This window comes from Flavobacterium limnophilum (genome assembly GCF_027111315.2).
Lineage (GTDB): Bacteria > Bacteroidota > Bacteroidia > Flavobacteriales > Flavobacteriaceae > Flavobacterium > Flavobacterium limnophilum.
On the sequence record NZ_CP114289.2, the window covers coordinates 3,086,545 to 3,103,384 of the forward strand.

At 36.1% G+C, this 16,840-nt stretch carries 17 protein-coding genes; 3 read left to right on the plus strand and 14 right to left on the minus strand.

Annotated features, from left to right (window positions below; all coding sequences use genetic code 11):
• Nucleotides 1-2: 2 nt before the first annotated feature.
• Together OZP13_RS13085 and OZP13_RS13090 are read right to left on the minus strand one after the other, a co-directional pair.
• Nucleotides 3-1,247, minus strand: coding sequence for an ABC transporter permease (locus OZP13_RS13085; protein WP_281297413.1), 1,245 nt, complete (start codon nt 1,245-1,247; stop codon nt 3-5).
• The gene (locus OZP13_RS13090) at nt 1,240-1,941 is read right to left on the minus strand and encodes an ABC transporter ATP-binding protein (protein ID WP_281297414.1); all 702 of its coding nucleotides are present in this window, start codon (nt 1,939-1,941) and stop codon (nt 1,240-1,242) included. The genes OZP13_RS13085 and OZP13_RS13090 overlap by 8 nt, the downstream gene beginning before the upstream one ends.
• A gap of 175 nt (nt 1,942-2,116) precedes the next feature.
• On the opposite strand from OZP13_RS13090, the gene OZP13_RS13095 reads away from it, so the two are divergent.
• A complete protein-coding gene (locus OZP13_RS13095; protein ID WP_281299450.1) occupies nt 2,117-3,523 on the plus strand; it encodes a DUF4403 family protein in 1,407 nt (468 codons plus the stop codon).
• 43 nt (nt 3,524-3,566) lie between these two features.
• On the opposite strand, the gene OZP13_RS13100 is transcribed toward OZP13_RS13095, so the two are convergent.
• The 8 genes from OZP13_RS13100 to cyoE form a co-directional block, all read right to left on the minus strand.
• Entirely contained in the window at nt 3,567-3,866 is a 300-nt protein-coding gene (locus OZP13_RS13100) for a hypothetical protein (RefSeq protein ID WP_269240551.1), read from the minus strand.
• Nucleotides 3,856-4,398, minus strand: coding sequence for a DUF420 domain-containing protein (locus OZP13_RS13105; RefSeq protein ID WP_281299451.1), 543 nt, complete (start codon nt 4,396-4,398; stop codon nt 3,856-3,858). The genes OZP13_RS13100 and OZP13_RS13105 overlap by 11 nt, the downstream gene beginning before the upstream one ends.
• Nucleotides 4,399-4,400: 2 nt before the next feature.
• Nucleotides 4,401-5,087: an SCO family protein gene (locus OZP13_RS13110; protein WP_281297415.1), complete on the minus strand. Its 687-nt coding sequence runs from the start codon at nt 5,085-5,087 to the stop codon at nt 4,401-4,403.
• A 12-nt stretch (nt 5,088-5,099) separates the two neighbouring features.
• Nucleotides 5,100-5,741: a hypothetical protein gene (locus OZP13_RS13115; RefSeq protein ID WP_281297416.1), complete on the minus strand. Its 642-nt coding sequence runs from the start codon at nt 5,739-5,741 to the stop codon at nt 5,100-5,102.
• A gap of 165 nt (nt 5,742-5,906) precedes the next feature.
• Nucleotides 5,907-6,257, minus strand: a complete 351-nt coding sequence (locus OZP13_RS13120; RefSeq protein ID WP_269240552.1) for a cytochrome C oxidase subunit IV family protein — start codon at nt 6,255-6,257, stop codon at nt 5,907-5,909.
• Nucleotides 6,258-6,276: 19 nt separating this feature from the next.
• Nucleotides 6,277-7,254 (minus strand): cytochrome c oxidase subunit 3, encoded by a 978-nt coding sequence (locus OZP13_RS13125; protein WP_281297417.1) that lies wholly within the window; start codon nt 7,252-7,254, stop codon nt 6,277-6,279.
• Nucleotides 7,255-7,296: 42 nt separating this feature from the next.
• Nucleotides 7,297-7,884, minus strand: a complete 588-nt coding sequence (locus OZP13_RS13130; RefSeq protein WP_269240554.1) for a cytochrome c oxidase subunit 3 — start codon at nt 7,882-7,884, stop codon at nt 7,297-7,299.
• A gap of 2 nt (nt 7,885-7,886) precedes the next feature.
• A complete protein-coding gene (gene cyoE, locus OZP13_RS13135; RefSeq protein WP_281297418.1) occupies nt 7,887-8,789 on the minus strand; it encodes a heme o synthase in 903 nt (300 codons plus the stop codon).
• Nucleotides 8,790-9,253: 464 nt separating this feature from the next.
• On the opposite strand from cyoE, the gene OZP13_RS13140 reads away from it, so the two are divergent.
• Together OZP13_RS13140 and OZP13_RS13145 are read left to right on the plus strand one after the other, a co-directional pair.
• Nucleotides 9,254-11,953, plus strand: a complete 2,700-nt coding sequence (locus OZP13_RS13140; RefSeq protein ID WP_281297419.1) for a PAS domain S-box protein — start codon at nt 9,254-9,256, stop codon at nt 11,951-11,953.
• A 9-nt stretch (nt 11,954-11,962) separates the two neighbouring features.
• Complete coding sequence (locus OZP13_RS13145) at nt 11,963-13,075, plus strand: hybrid sensor histidine kinase/response regulator (protein WP_281297420.1); 1,113 nt, start codon at nt 11,963-11,965, stop codon at nt 13,073-13,075.
• An 87-nt stretch (nt 13,076-13,162) separates the two neighbouring features.
• Here OZP13_RS13145 and OZP13_RS13150 read toward each other — a convergent pair whose 3' ends face one another.
• From OZP13_RS13150 to gcvH, 4 genes are read right to left on the minus strand one after another with little or no spacing between them, the layout of a single operon-like run.
• Nucleotides 13,163-15,295: an energy transducer TonB gene (locus tag OZP13_RS13150; RefSeq protein ID WP_281297421.1), complete on the minus strand. Its 2,133-nt coding sequence runs from the start codon at nt 15,293-15,295 to the stop codon at nt 13,163-13,165.
• A gap of 15 nt (nt 15,296-15,310) precedes the next feature.
• Nucleotides 15,311-16,054, minus strand: a complete 744-nt coding sequence (deoC, locus tag OZP13_RS13155) for a deoxyribose-phosphate aldolase (protein WP_281299452.1) — start codon at nt 16,052-16,054, stop codon at nt 15,311-15,313.
• 22 nt (nt 16,055-16,076) lie between these two features.
• Nucleotides 16,077-16,400 (minus strand): VanZ family protein, encoded by a 324-nt coding sequence (locus OZP13_RS13160; protein WP_281297422.1) that lies wholly within the window; start codon nt 16,398-16,400, stop codon nt 16,077-16,079.
• Between the two features lie 55 nt (nt 16,401-16,455).
• Entirely contained in the window at nt 16,456-16,836 is a 381-nt protein-coding gene (gcvH, locus tag OZP13_RS13165; RefSeq protein WP_269240561.1) for a glycine cleavage system protein GcvH, read from the minus strand.
• Between the last annotated feature and the right edge of the window lie 4 nt (nt 16,837-16,840).

Consider the following 16,840-nt stretch of genomic DNA (forward strand, 5'->3'; position numbering starts at 1 on the left):
AATTATTCGTCTCTAAGTGCTACAATGGGTTTTATTTTGGCAGCGTGATAAGCCGGGAAAAAACCTGCCAAAGCGCCTGCAAACACTAATAATGCAAGCGTTGTCAAGGCAATGCTAAAATCGACTTCCGGATTCAAAAAATATTCACTTTGAACGTAAGGTCCAACGAATTCCAAAAGCAATAAACTAGACAAAAGCCCCACAAAACCTGCGATGGTCGTTATGAAAATGGACTCGTGCAATATCATTCCGATAATGGAAATCGGTGAAGCTCCCAAGGCTTTTCGAATGCCAATTTCCTTGGTTCGTTCTTTGACAATAATCAACATAATATTGCTTACGCCAACCACACCGGCAATGATGGTACAAATTCCCACCCACCAAAAAAACAATCGGATGTAAAGGTTCAAATCATAAAATTTCTTGGCATCCTCAACCGAATTATGAACACCAACTCCGCCAGTATCATCTGGCGCAATGACATTCTTGCTTTTCAACAACTGTTCTAATTCTTTCGAAAACTTGTTTGATTGTGCCAATGCTTCGTCATAAGTGGCTTTTTTATGCAAGGTGTAAAACAAATTACTGATCTTGTCTCCCGCACCATAGGTTTTTTGAGTAGTTGTCAGTGGCAGATAAATTCTGGTTTCTTCTCTTTCGCCGGAAGGATCCGTAAAAACACCGACTACCTTAAAATTTATTCCGTTGATGGAAATTAGCTCACCCAATGGGCTTTTGCCTTTAAATATATCCATCTTAATTTTTTGACCAATTACACCTACTTTTTCATTGTTTTTCAAATCGTTCTCGTTGATGAATCTTCCTTCCACCATGGTCGCATTCTCTATGGCTTGATAATCTGGATTGACACCGCGATATTGATAATTTCCAGTCTCTTTTCCGTAAACCACCGCTCCATTCCATTGATTATAGGTAGAAGCTTTTTTTTCTAATTGATCCCCGAATTTCTGTAATGAAAGCTTGTAATCGCTATCTCTAAACTGGATTTGTCTGCCGGGATTCAATCCTTTGTATTCTTTGGTTGTCGTTCCTGACCAAACCTCGATGATTCCCTCGGCATCTCTTTCGAACTGTTTGGCAATTCCGTTTTCGAGCCCTTTTCCGGCCCCCAAGAGAATGACCAAAATAAAAATCCCCGAAGCCACGGAAATTCCCGTGAGAAAGGTTCTCATTTTGTTTTTGGCGATAGCCTCGAATATTTCCTGCCAGCGTTCTACATTAAACATAAGATGAAGCCCTTACTTGTTCCACTAATTTATCATCGATGATTACTCCATCTTTCAGGACCACGTTTCTTTTGCACATGGCGGCAATATCGGGCTCGTGGGTTACGATCAAAATCGTTTTTCCTTCGTCGTTTATTCCTTGAATGAGTTCCATCACTTCATAAGAAGTCACGGTGTCCAAAGCTCCCGTTGGCTCATCGGCCAGCAACACTTTTGGGTTCGAAGCCAATGCCCTGGCGATGGCCACACGTTGTTTTTGTCCGCCGGAAAGTTCGTTGGGCAAATGGTGCGAATGCGATGCCAAGCCCACCTTTTCAAGATAACGCATCGCGATTTCGGTACGTTCTTTCCGTTTAATTCCTTGGTAATACAAAGGCATTGCCACATTATCCAAGGCCGTTTTATAATTGATCAAATTGAAGGATTGGAAGACAAAACCCAGAAATTGGTTTCGGTATCTGGAAGCGATGGTTTCATTGAGTTTTTTAATGGGAACACTGTCCAAAACATAATCGCCCGAATCGGCTTCGTCAAGAATTCCGAGAATATTTAATAAGGTAGATTTTCCGGAACCTGACGACCCCATAATGGCCACCAATTCGCCTTCCTTGATATTGAAATTGATTCCTTTCAGCACGTGCAATTCGGAATTACCCATTTTATAGGATTTGTGTAAATCTTTAATTTCAATCATATCTACCTGAATTAGAAAACAATATTAATTATTCTGCGAAAGAAATTGTAATAACGAAATGTTAATACCGTTTCATGTATAAGTGAATAAGACTTATTTCGATTGAAAATGTTACAGCTTTATCCTAAAATATATTTCTTTTGTTAATTTTGTTGTGTCAACCTAAAATAAAATGATGAAATACCTTTCCGTCCTAGTTGTTTTTCTAATGATTTTCTTGATTTCAAGCTGTTCCACATCCAATAAAATAGCGGCATTAAAACCAGAACCAGACAATGCCGACCCCTTGGTTTATGAAAACACGGCTTCTTTCATCAATTTACCCATTAGCATAAAAATCAAGGACATTGAAAATCAAACCAATGCACTCTTGAATGGTTTGATTTATGAAGACAACAACATCGAAGACGACAATATCGAGATGAAAATTTGGAAATTGGCTCCAATAACCATCGAAAGTGACAAAGAAAGTACGACCGGAAAAATAAAAACGGTATTGCCGTTAAAAGCGTTGGTCAAATATAGAATTGGCACAAAAACCATGGGCGTTGAATTGTACAACACCAAAGAGTTTAACCTAAACGGATTGGTAACACTCGTCAGCGACGTGGGCTTGACCAATTGGAAACTCGTAACCAAAACTGAACTAAAATCCTTGGACTGGAACGAAAGCCCAACAATGGTTGTTTTTGGAAAAAATGCTCCCGTTACCTATCTCATCAATCCTGCCGTGAAGCTTTTTAGGTCTAAAATCGAAAAGAAAATTGATGCAGCGATAGAAAAATCGATGGATTTCAAGCCCAATGTTTTGGCGGCTTTGGATAAAATATGCACACCGTTTCAAATGAGTGAAGCTTATGAAAGTTGGCTTCGAATTATTCCTGTTGAAATTTATTCGACCAATGCCAAACTCAAAAACGACACTTTTTTGATGGAAATGGGAATGAAATGCATGATGGAAACTTTGATAGGAAACAAACCGGAATCAAAATTTGATGCGTCAAAAATTGTCCTGAAACCGGTAACTAAAATCCCAAACCAAATTACTGCAAATATTGCCGCGGTTTCTACTTATGCAGACGCTTCCAAAATAATGACCAAGAATTTTGCCGGACAGGAATTTGGTTCCGGCAGCAAAAAAGTAACCGTGCAAAATGTCGGAATTTGGCATAAAAACAACAAGATGGTCATCGCTTTAGACCTTCTGGGAACGGTAAATGGAACGATATATTTAACTGGATTTCCTCAATACAACCAACAAACAAAAGAAGTCTATTTCGACAAATTAGATTATGCCTTGGACACCAAGAATAAATTGATGCGAACTGCCAACTGGCTGGCACAAGGACTAGTTTTAAGAAAAATTCAGGAGAGTTGCCGCTATTCCATAGTTCCTAATTTGGAGGAAGGAAAACAGAACATGGCTGCTTATTTAAAAAATTATTCACCAATGCCCGGAGTCTTTGTCAACGGCAAAATGGAAGATATTCAATTCGACAAAATTCAATTGACAAACAAAGCCATCATTGCTTTTATAAAAATAACCGGAACAGTCAATGTTTCGGTGGATGGGATAAAGTAGAATTCAGATGGCAGGTTACAGACTGCAGATTAAAATCGAATTGCTATTCCTGCTTTTTCTTTTTTCTCATTCGATAAATATAATAACCAATTCCAGCAACTAACAAATAAGGAATGACCATCAAATAAACGATACCGTCATTTACGGCTTGTGACTTCACGGCATTTCCTTCGGTTTCCAAAGCGGCACGACACATGGCACATTGGGCGTTTGCCGACAGCGAAAAGAACAAAGAACAAAGAACAAAGAGCAAAGAAGAAAGACTCTTTACTTTCCTTTTACTTCCCACTTCCAACTTCCCACTTCTAACTTCTGACTTCTGACTTCTAACTTTAGTAAACATAATAAGGCGCAATCATTAAATAAACCACTACACCGGTAATGGCAACATACAACCAAATTGGGAAGGTAATTTTGGCTATTTTTTTGTGTTTATCAAATCTTTCTGCCAAGGCGCGAACATAAGTAATCAAAACCAGCGGAATAACGGCGATGGACAAAAGGATGTGCGATATTAAAATAAAGAAATATACATTTCTAATCATTCCTTCGCCACCAAATTTCGTGGATTCAGAAGTCATGTGATAAGCAACATACATTACCAAAAAAGCTACCGAAAGAGCAATTGCAGTTGTCATTAATTGTTTATGCAATTTCCTTTTACCGTTTTTAATGGCTAATACTCCAGCAATCAAAACAACGGCAGTAATCCCGTTTATGGTTGCATAAATAGGTGGAAGAAAGGAAAGCGGTTCAACGTGGAATCCAAAATCTTTTAGTTTGACACTAAAAAGAAGTGCCACCACAACTGGAATTACAATTGATACTACAATTATAAACTTGTTGAATTTTTGCTCTAACGAATTATCTTCCATCATTATTCTTTTAATAAAATTGCTATATCTTGTTGAATGTCTCTCACTCCTTTTTTCTCTAAACCGTCATAATACAAAATCGGGTTTCCAAATTCATCTTTTCTGCATCGTATGTTGCCGTTTTTGTCAATCAGGGCAAACAATCCCGAATGTTCAAAACCACCTTTAACTTTGCTGTTTTGTCCCGCATAAAGATTAAATCCTTTGTTGGACAAATCGAAAATATACGTTTTATCGCCTGTCAAGAAATTCCAATTAGAGGATTTTACACCCAATAATTCTCTGTGGGCTTTCAAGACTGCCGACGTATCGTGTTCAGGATCTATGGAAATGGAAACAATTCCAAAATTAGGATTGCCGAAGAACTTTTTTTCAATAACCAACATACTTTGGTTCATTTTTGGGCAAATAGTTGGACAAGTCGAAAAGAAAAATTCCAGGACATATACTTTCCCTTTGTAGGTCTCATTGGTAATCTTGACATTGTCTTGGTTCGTCAATTCGAATTTTGGAGCAGGACCAATTGTTTGCAAATTCGCATCCACTTTTGATGAATTGGACAATTTGTTTAACCGATCTCCTTTTACAATTCCGTTGTTTTCAATTCTGTTAACTATTTCTGGAACCACCAAGATTCCAAAAATCAGGACAACAAAAGAAATCCAGATGTATGATTTGTTTTTAAGCATAATTTCTAAAGATTAAAGCTGTTTGGTGGCATTGTGGTTCTTTTTGAGTGCTGCACGGTATTCGTATAGAATAACTTTAAAATCATCCAGCATTTCATTGCTCAATTCGGCGGGATGGAACGTGTTATAACCCTCTTTATATCCTTTTTTCTCTTTTCTCCCTCTCAGATTTCTTTCTTTGTCAAGAATATAAACGTTTGGTGTTCCCAAATTGGCATCCAATTTTTCGACAAGCTTTAATTGATTGTAATAGGCCGCAATTTCTTCGGGCGCAGCGAAAACGAAATGCCATTGTCTAACATCAGTGAATGCCGCCAAAGCATCAACAATACTTTTGGCCTCCTTCTCGGTTCCCAAAGGACAAATAACCACAAATTGCAAATCCTTGAAAGTATGGTAGCGTTGGTAGATTTTTTGGTTGAGATTAAAAAAATTCCCCCTGTTCTCCAAAATATTCGAACCTGAAAAGCCTAGAATCGTTATTTTGTTATTCAAACTTATTTTTTGGTTGTCCAAGGATTTCCAATTACCAAAATCAGCAGTTTTTGGAGTAATGACAGGCAATGTGGTAAAGCCATTTACGCCCGATGCAAAAAAAAGATAGGCAACAATAGGCAAAACAAAAAGAACGAAGAGAACAATATTTTTTTTCATATGTTTATATTTATTGCTTTTTATCGGTCATATGTAATTCGCATATTCCCTTTCGTTTTTAAAGCAAATTTCGGCTATGCTCATTTCATGATTGTGCCAAAGTATAATATGCAAAAATAAAAAAAGGCACGCAATGCGCACCCTTTTTATTGAATTAATATTTTGTTAAAAATTCCACTTAATCGTGCTATCTTTAAAAACCCCAAATATATAATGTGCTTCCGTCAAAAGAATAAAAAGCAGATAAACCACCAAAAAGATTAACGGCCATATTACCGAATTTCTCAATACTGCTTTCTCGCCTTCCATATGCATAAAGGCATACACAATATAATAAGCTTTTACCAATGTTAAAATGATGAATAACCAGTTTAGCAAATTCAAGCCCAAGAAATTAGTCATGTGTAAAGACTCCGGTTTTATAATCCCGAAAATTACCTCAACAATTGTTATAACGGATAAAATTCCAAAAACCGTCCAAATTCTTTTTGTATTAGATACGTGTTCGTGTGACATAATAATTACTTTTTGTAAATTAAACTAAATAGAAAACCGTGAATACAAATACCCAAACCAAATCAACAAAGTGCCAATATAGTCCCACTTTTTCTACCATTTCATAGCTTTTTCTTTTCTCGTATGTTCCAAGCAAAACATTAAAGAAGACAATAATATTGATCACAACTCCAGAGAATACGTGAAAACCGTGGAAACCAGTAATAAAGAAAAAGAAATCAGCAAACAATTTGCTACCGTATTCGTTTCTTGTCAAGTTAGCACCTTCAACTACTAGAGAAGCTTGAGCCAATCTTAATTCAGATTCTTCTCTGCTAAGAATTGTTTTTTGTTTTTTGTCATTGATAACCTCAGTTCTAATCAACACTTCAGGATGCGCTTTGAAACCTGCTTGAACTTCAGCCACAGAATAGCTTGGCAAAGCAGCTTCGTCCATAAACCATCTTCCTTTGTTTCTGGTCAATTGCTCTCTTTCATCTGGTAAAGTAGCAGCGAAATCAGCAAGAGCCAAACGTTTACCATCTTTATCCACAAACTGGAGCAAACTTCCTCCTTTTGTTTCGATTGCACCATATTCCCCTTTGATGAAGTTTTTCCATTCCCAAGCTTGTGAACCCACGAATATTAAACCTCCAACGATAGTCAAGAACAGATAAAGGGCTACTTTATCTTTTTTCAATTGATGTCCAGCATCTACAGCAAGAACCATCGTTACAGATGAAAAAATCAAGACAAAAGTCATAAAAGCGACATAATACATTGGTGCCGAAACGCCATGCATAAAAGGAAAGTGTGTAAACACCTCATCGGCCAAAGGCCAAGTTTCAATAAATTTAAATCTAGAAAAGCCATAAGCAGCTAAAAATCCCGAGAAAGTCAAAGCATCTGACAGGATAAAAAACCACATCATTAATTTGCCATAACTAGCTCCCATTGGCTGGTTGTCTCCGCCTCCCCAAATTTTTTCTCCACTATTCGCAGTAGTAACTGTATCCATAAAAGTTATTCGTTAAAAAGTTCCCAAATCTACAATTTTTTCTTATTTAAAGAAAAATAAAAATAAAAATAAATATACCCACAATAAATCAAGAAAGTGCCAATACATCGCACCCAGCTCAATACCAAGGGTTTGAGTCGAATTGTATTTTTGTTTTAATTGATTGTAAATAATAATCAAAAGAGAAATTAGTCCTCCTGCAAGGTGCAATAAGTGCACAACAGTCACTATATACAGGAATGTTGTCGTGATTGAACTCTCCGATCCGGTGAAATAATATCCGCTTTCCACTATTTGTCCAAAACCCACAAATTGTAAAACAACAAATAAAATTCCCAACGCCAAAGTAGCTAAAAGAAATGCTGTAGTCGCTTTTTGATTGTCTTTTTGAATGGCTTTTTTGGCCAAATGAAAAGTAACACTACATCCTATAATCACTGCGGTACTGAAATAAAAAGCAGAAGGCAATTGAAAATCCTTCAACCAATCCACTCTGGATTTACTCACTACAAAAGCACTGGTAAGCCCTGCAAACATCATTATCATACTTATCATTGCGAACAATAACAGTAATTTATAAGATCTATCCGATCTTGATTTATGCTCTTCGGCGGTCATTGTTGTTGCCATAACTATCTTAAGATTTTATCAAATATATAAATTAATTGCAATAAAGTAATATAAGAAACACTAACCAACATCAAGGTTCTTGCAGCTTTTGCCGTCCTCAATTTAAACAATTGAACGGCATAATAAAGCATCCAAAGTCCAAGCAAAAACACCAAGACCGCCGCTATTGGCGAAATAAATAATTGTCCCGTATAACCCAAACAAGGCAAAAGCGACGCAATTATTAGCCAAACTGTGTACAATATGATTTGCAAAGCCGTCCCTCTGTCTTTCTTGCCTGTTGGCAACATAAAGAAACCTGCTTTTTCATAATCTTCATATAAAAACCAACCGATTGCCCAAAAATGGGGAAACTGCCAGAAAAATTGAATTAGAAACAAAGTTCCGGCTTCGATGCCAAAATCTCCCGTTGCGGCAACCCAACCCAACATAAACGGAATCGCTCCCGGAAAAGCACCCACAAAAACCGACAACGAAGTCACGGTTTTCAGAGGCGTGTAAATACTGGTGTATAAAAATATGGAAATCGCACCAAACATAGCCGATTTTGGATTGATGCTGTAAAGCAATACAATCCCGATAATGGTAAGAATACTGGCTACGACCAAGGCCACGTTCGGCTTCATTCGTCCCGAGGCAACAGGACGGTTTTTGGTTCTGTCCATCAAGGCGTCAAGGTCTTTTTCGATGACTTGGTTGTAGGCATTCGACGCGCCCACCATGCAATAACCACCAAAAGCCAACTTCAACAAAACAACCCAATGCAAGGTTTGAAAATCGGCAACACCAAGCAAGAATCCCGCAATGGAAGAAAACACGACACTAATAGCCAATCCAGCTTTAGTAATTGCTTTGAAATCAGTGTAAATTGATTTTACGGAAAGAGTATTGGGCGTGCTGTTCAAGGTTTGGTTTATTTGTTTTTTTAAAACTTTTGCAAAAGTAGTTTATCGAAAACGATTTGGCAAATAAAAAATACGGCATAAAAAAACCACAGATTTTGGGCTGTAACTATATTTTTATTTTTTCCGAAGTCGGAAGATTTTGAAGAGCCGAGATTACCTGCTCTCGTTTATGGGCACAGAAAGAATTTCTGCTCTATCCTTGCGACTGAATGAACAAAACCTCCCAAAAGCATATTGAGCCTCAACCAATTTTATTACTGGGAAGTTCTCTTTTTAAAATATTTGATTTAAACAAAATCAATAAATTTGTTTACGTTGAAAACATTTTAAGACAAAATTGATTTATTTATAAATATTTGTTCCCTATAACTTTTTATCTAAACTGATTGTTTATATTTATAAATAATTGTTTGTTTTTTTATAACAAACCACATAAAAAAATTCAAAATTTCTAAAAGCACATAATGGAAAATAAAAAGGAGGAGATTTTTTCTGATGATAATTTAACAAAAAGTGAGTTATTAAATCTCGTGAAAAAGCAAAGAGAAATTATAAAATCTCTGCAGAATGAAGAAAAAAACTATCAAAAATTATTTGAAAACTCTATAGATGGAGTCTACAAAAGTACACTTGAAGGAAAATTTATTGATGTTAGTCCTTCTTTAGTGAATATGCTGGGATATGATTCAAAAGAAGAACTGTTGGGAATTGACATTAAGACAGAACTCTATTTTGATATTGAAGACAGAAAGAATATTATTCAACAAAATAATGGTAAAATAGAAGAGTTCCGTGTTCGCAAGAAAGACGGATCACCAATATGGATTGAAAATCACGGAAAAAATATTACAGACAGCAAGGGTACTGTTTTATATTATGAAGGTATTCTACGCAATGTTTCAGAAAGGGCAAAAGCAAGTTTGACACAAAAAGTATTATTAAATATTTCTGAAGAGGGTTATAAAATCCAAGACTTAAAAGAGTTTAATGTATTCATAAAAAATGAATTAGGACTATTAATTGATACAACTAATTTTTACATTGCCTTATATAATGAAGATATGCAAACAATAAGCATTCCTTTTATATCAGGTGAAGATGTAGATGAAGAATTCCCAATAGGAAAATCCATGACAGGCTATTTGATAAAGAGCAATAAACCTCTTTTAGTAAAATCAAAGGAGTACAACAAGCTAATTGAATCGGGTGAAGTTGAGCTGACAGGAACTTTTCCAAAGGCATGGTTAGGAGTTCCATTGAGGGTAAATAAAAAAGTAATAGGTGTTATTGTAGTTCAAAGTTATAATGATAAAAATGCCTATCAACAAAGTGATATTGAATTGTTGGAATTTGTAGCGTCTCATATCAGTTTAAGTATACAAAGAAAGAAGGTTGAACAAGAAATGGCTGTATCCAAACAAATATTAAGAAAAATTCTCGATAATATCCCCATAAGAGTTTATTGGAAAAATAGAGAGTCACAATTTTTAGGATGCAACGCCTCTTTTATTAATGAACTGTCTTTGAAAAGTGAAGATGAAATATTGGGAAAAACAGATTTTGATATTCATGAAAGAGAAGATGCGGAAAAGAAGAGGGAAGATGAAGTGAAAGTAATGTTAAGTGGCAAGCCAAAATTAAAATATCAGGAATTAAACACTCAAAAGGGACAAGAACGATGGGTTCTAACAAGTAAATTGCCTTTTTTTGATGAAAACAACAAGGTCATAGGTATTATAGGTACTTCAGACGACATTACCGAACGCATAGAAATTGAAAGTAAGCTAAAACAAGCAACAGAAGAGGCCATTGCAGCCAATCTTTCAAAATCTACTTTTTTGTCAAATATGAGCCATGAAATTAGAACACCCATGAATGCCATTTTAGGATATTCACAGCTGTTGCAAGATGATGACAATTTGACTAAAGCACAACAAGAGAGCCTGAGAACAATAAATAAAAGCGGTGAACATTTATTGGAATTAATCAATGATATTTTAGATATGTCTAAAATTGAGGCAGGAAGAGTTACATTAAATCCATCCGATTTTAATTTGATTGTGCTATTAAAAGAAGTCGAGGAATTATTTAAAATAAAAGCAAATCAAAAAAATATTGATCTATCTTTCAATATTGACAAAAGCGTACCTACAGTCATTTATGCCGATGAGTCAAAAATAAAACAAGTAATTATCAATTTGATAGGTAACTCTTTGAAATTTACTTCCGAAGGATTTGTGAAAGTTTCAGTTGAAAAGCTCAAAAACAATGAACTGCAAATTAAAATAAAAGATAGCGGCAAGGGAATTTTAAAAGAAGAACAGGAAGCAATATTTAAACCATTTGAACAGGCCCAAAATGGTCGTCAAACTGAAGGAGGAACAGGTTTGGGATTAGCAATAAGCAGAAAATTTTCTAACTTAATGGAAGGCGATATTACCATTGAAAGCGAATATGGCAAAGGGGCCGAGTTCACTTTTAGTTGTAGGTATTTTGAAGGAAATGAAAGTATGTTAAAAAGTGATAAAGAAGAATTACAAGTAGCAGCTCTTAGTCCTGAGATGAAAGGGTTGAAAGTGGCGATTGTTGATGATAGATTCGAGAACAGAGATATATTGTATAAAAAATTAAACCCTTTAGGATTTGATACTCGAATGGCGGAGAACGGAAAAGAAGCTGTTGAGTTATACAAAGAATGGAAGCCAGATATTATTTTAATGGACGTAGTAATGCCGGTAATGGATGGAGTTGAAGCTACAAGGCAAATTTTAAAGATAGCAGGAAATCACCAGGTTAAAATTTTCGTGGTCAGTGCAAGTGCATTGGAGTCTGAACAAAAAGAAATTATGGAAATAGGAGCTACCGTTTTTATTAAAAAACCAGTGATATTTAACTTGCTATTAGCCGAAATGCACAATAAAGCAGGCGTCAAATTTATTTACAAAGAAGAGAAAAAGAAAGAAACAAACAAAAATTCTATTCCTTCAGATGTGCCTGAGCATTTAAAAGCACGTTTTTTAGAAGCCTCCGAAGAAGGAAATTTTACATTGTTGCAAGATTTATTAGAAACATTGGAAAAGGAAACTGGAAAATCATTTGAATTTATTGAAGACTGTATTAATGAAATGGAATTTGAAGCGATTATAAATTGGTTAGAATCATAAGAGAAAAAGATGGAAAATTCGAAAGGAACAATTTTAATTGTTGACGACAATATAAATAATTTAAAGGTTTTAGCGGGAGTCTTAAAGGAAAACTCATACGATTTTAGAATGGCTAAAAGCGGTCAATTGGCTTTGAACATTCTAGAAAAAACCACTCCCGATTTAATCCTTCTTGACATACAAATGCCAGAAATGGATGGATTTGAAACCTGCAGAAGAATTAAAGCAAACGAAAAGACTAAAAAAATCCCAATAATTTTTCTAACTGCGAATATAGATTCTGAAAGTATCGCTAAAGCCTTTGAATCAGGAGGCGTAGATTATGTAACAAAACCATTTAATTCAAATGAACTTTTAGCTCGTATTGATACCCATATCAAATTAAAAAACCAAGCAGAAGAACTGGAACGCCAAAACGCGACAAAAGACAAATTTTTTTCAATAATATCGCATGATTTAACAAACCCAATAGCCGGCATTATTGGATTTTCCGATTTGATACTGGAAGATTTCAATGAATTGGAATCAACCAATATTGAAACTTTTGTTGGATACATAAACCAATCGGCAAAATTCTCTTTAGAGTTACTTCAAAACTTATTAGAGTGGTCCAGAATTCAAATTGGCAGTTTAGAATCTGTCAAAGTCGATTTTGACTTGAGAAATTTAATCGATATAAATATTGAGGGGAGCAGACCTCAGGCATTAACAAAAAACATTCAGATAAAATCTAATATTCAAGAAAACTTATTGATCTGTGCAGATGAAAAAATGATTTCAACTGTAGTTCGAAATTTAATTTCAAATGCAATCAAATTCACTCCAAATGGAGGCACAATAACCATATCATCCGAAAAAAAGATTGTTTCAGACAAAAAAATTATCGAAACAGAAATTAGGGATACAGGCATAGGCATGGAAGAGGAAGATATTCAGAAACTTTTCAAAATTGAACAAAACTATATGTCAAAAGGAACCAATAACGAAACGGGAACAGGCTTGGGATTGATACTTTGCAAAGAGTTTTTAAATCAAAATAACGGAACAATTAGGGTCGAAAGTCAACCAACTATTGGAAGCAATTTCATTTTCACCCTGGATTCGACACCGACACTATCCTAAAAAGTGTCTTTATACGACAACCTAATCTTAGTTTCTTGCCTCGAAATCTCATAATTTCATTACAACAAAACTTAAAAATCCATTTCTCTAATAATCAAAATACCAATTGAACACGTCCGAGCGAATTCCCAAAGAAAACCAAGTAGTGCTTTCCTTGAAGGTTGTGGCCGTGTCTTTTGAAGGGTCAAAATTCCTGTAAATAAAACTACCAAAAAGTTTCAAGTTCGTCATTGGGTTTATCAAATATCCCGCTTGCAAGTCCGTGATAAAAACATTGGTTTTATTTCCTTGACCCACTTTTACGCCCGTGTCAGCATATCTCTCAACATCATAATCCCTGTAAATATTCCCGCCATAATTGGAATTGGCTCCTGAACTGGCAAAATCAAAACCGCGAATTCCATAGGTCATTTTGGCATCGGCAAAAAGTCGCCCTTTGTGGTAACGACCAATGGCAACGATTTCTTCGAAATTTCCACCCCATTGATGCCCCATACTTTGATTGGCGTGAGCATAATTGGTAAGTGGATCACTGTGCGAATACACATAAGGACGAACGTGATTGTATTCCAACTGCAACAATAAATTGTCTACTTTAAAAGCATTGAAATATTTCACGCCCAACTGATAGGCAAATTTATTTTTCCAACTATTGCCCCCCCCCTTTATGGCATCGGTCGAAAATTCGTCAATCAGCAATTGTCCATAAAGATTCACCTGATTGCTCCATTTGTATTTGTAAGTCAAGCCCAAAAGTGCATTTCCTGTTCTTCCGGAAGCGGCAAACTCGACGGCGCGATAAAAAATAATGGGATTCACGAAATACATGTCAAATCCCCTATTATTGGTATCCGACCAAACTACCGATTCAAAAAGCCCCAAATTCAATCGATTCGAAATATTCCAGCTCAAATAATGGTTGGCCATAAACTTCGTGGCATAGGTTTTTTCGACAGAGACTTCCGGACGCACGTCTTTGAGCCACATATAAGTGTTGGTGTATTTTATTTTCCAAAAATTGGTATTTATTTTAAAATACGGATACGGACTTGTACCGTCACCTTCCAATATAGATCGGTATCCGTCACCAATGAAATTTCTGCCATAACCCAATTGAAAATCGATAAATTTTGCCGGAGCAAATGTGATATTGGCTTCCGCCAACGGAAAATCGTAGGCATCCGTCTTGAAATCTTTGGCAATTCCAATTCCGGGAATAATGGCAGGATTTCCGCCGGCTGGTTTTATCAATTCGGCATAACGATTATAATAATCGGCAAAACGTCCTTGACTTTCAAAAATGGTTGTCGTGAAATTTACTTGCGAACCCAATCCACCACTAAAATTTATCCCTCGTGTATTTACAAATGTACTGACCTGATTTTTCCCTGAAGCTGTCCCCACTTGTAAATCAACAATGGGATTGATGACAAACCAATAGTCCTCACCCTGAATTTCGACCAAGTTTTCATTCCATAATTTTCGTCCCCACCAGCCTGATTTGTCTTTTTTTATTTTTTCGTTTTCGGCCGTGAAATCGTAATATTTGGCAACTTCTGCATAAGTATACGGCTTCGAGCCTGTGTGGTTGTTACTTCCAACCTGATTCATCGAAGCATCGAAATGGGCGTAATAACTGTGCGAAAACGGAATATTCAAATGACTTTTGAACTGGGGATTGTTAAATTTCTTATACGGAATACTGTCCAATTCCGTCAATTTCTTGGTTGACGCATTTTTAGCCTCCACTGCAGCAGCTGCAGCTAGCGCTTCGGCGGCTTGTTGTTCGGCACTTTTTAAGGGTATTGAAATAGTGATATTGTATTGGGAAAAAGCGGGATTCCCATTGTAGGTTGACGGCTTGATTTTTGGAAACTTGGCAAAAACTCTTTTTGCTTCCTTAATTAAGGCATCGTCAACCGCATTGGCATAAACCACTTTGAAAACACCTTTTTCGTCGACTTCAAAAAGCACTTTTACTTTTCCCTGAAAATTATTTTGAACTAGATTCTCGGGAACCACAAAATTTTCGAAAACGAAATCCTGCACTTCATTGTAAAAACATTTCTCCAAGGTTGAAGCTTCTAAATTTTCACATTTGGGAAAAACAGGAAATCGTGATGGAGAACTCACTGCTTTTTTGGGAGTAGTATTTACATTTTGCGACAAAGCGACAAAACTGCAAAGAGATAAAAACAATGAAAGCAATCCTTTTTTCATATTGGTTTTTTGTGTTTAGTACTCGCCTTGGGCTTTTTGTCCGTTGGCAATGGCTTTAGCTCCCGAAGTACCAATTCGTTTTACGCCAAGTCGAATCATTTCGACTGCTTCTTCATAAGTTCTCACTCCACCAGCGGCTTTTACCGGAAGAGGCGATGCGTTTTCGAGCATCAATAGTATCGTTGGAACTGTTGCTCCATTGGGAAGATTATTTTCTGTTTTATAAAATCCGGTTGAAGACTTCACGAAAACCGAGGAATAATTTTCTTCTTTGAAATTTGCGATGACGCTATTTTTTATCAAAGCCGACAACTGGATAATTTGCTTATCCGTAAGTGCTGCCACTTCGATAATCCATTTTACGACTTTGTTGTTGGCAAGACCCAGTTGGGTACACATCAAAATTTCTTCTTTTACCAAATCTACATTTCCTTCTTTGAATGCTTCGTAATTGCATACAAAATCCAAATCGTCGGCACCATCTTTAATGGCTTGTGCTGCTTCGGCAAGTTTGGCTTCCAAACCCGATTTCCCTTCCGGAAAATCGATTACCGTTCCTATTTGCACAGGGGAATTGGCATCGGTAATCATTTTTTTTGCAATGGAAACTATATTGGGGCGAATCATGATGAGCTTGAAATTTTCCTCAATGGCTTCCTGAATAAATCCTTTGGCAATTATGGTGTTTTCGGCTTCGCTAAGTCCAGCTTGCTCGGGAGTTTTTAAATAAGTAGAATCTAAATATTGCTTTATATTCATCTGTTTTTTCATAAATTATTAATTAAATCCTATCCACTATACTGCTGCATTTATTAAGCACAACAATTGCAACAACTGCCAAAGTTGCTCCGGTCAAATTTGCCAATTCGTCAATTATATCCGCGCTTCTTGTAGTCGTGAAAAATTTCTGCATCAATTCTATTGCTATTCCGAAAAAAAAAGACAAGATGAATGAAACAACCAAAGGCTTATAGCTGTTTGACGTATCTAATTTCTTTTTTAAAAACAAAAACCAAAGCACCGTAAACACAAAATGGAAAGTAGCGTGAATTGCTTTATCCAGATAGAGAACACTAATCGTTGGAAGGTCGCTTGATTTTATCAAACAAAAAAACAGGATTACACCAGTCCAAAATAAAGCCGAGAATAAAAAAAATTTTTTAAGCACCTATTAATTCCTTATATGCTTCACTCGAAAGCAAAGAATCAATTTCGGCAACATTGGCAATTTTCACTTTTATCATCCAGCCTGCACCATAAGGATCGGTATTTACACTTTCTGGTGAACTTTCCAAATCATCATTGAATGCAATGATTTCTCCAGATAAAGGAAGAAACAAATCCGAAACAGTTTTTACGGCTTCAACTGTTCCAAAAACCTCGTCTTTCTCCAAAGTTTGGTCTAAAGTTTCCACTTCAACATATACGATATCTCCAAGCTCTTTTTGTGCGAAATGAGTAATTCCAACTGTTGCAACATCGCCTTCAATGCTAACCCATTCGTGATCTTTTGTGTACTTTAAATTTGCTGGTATGTTCATTTTA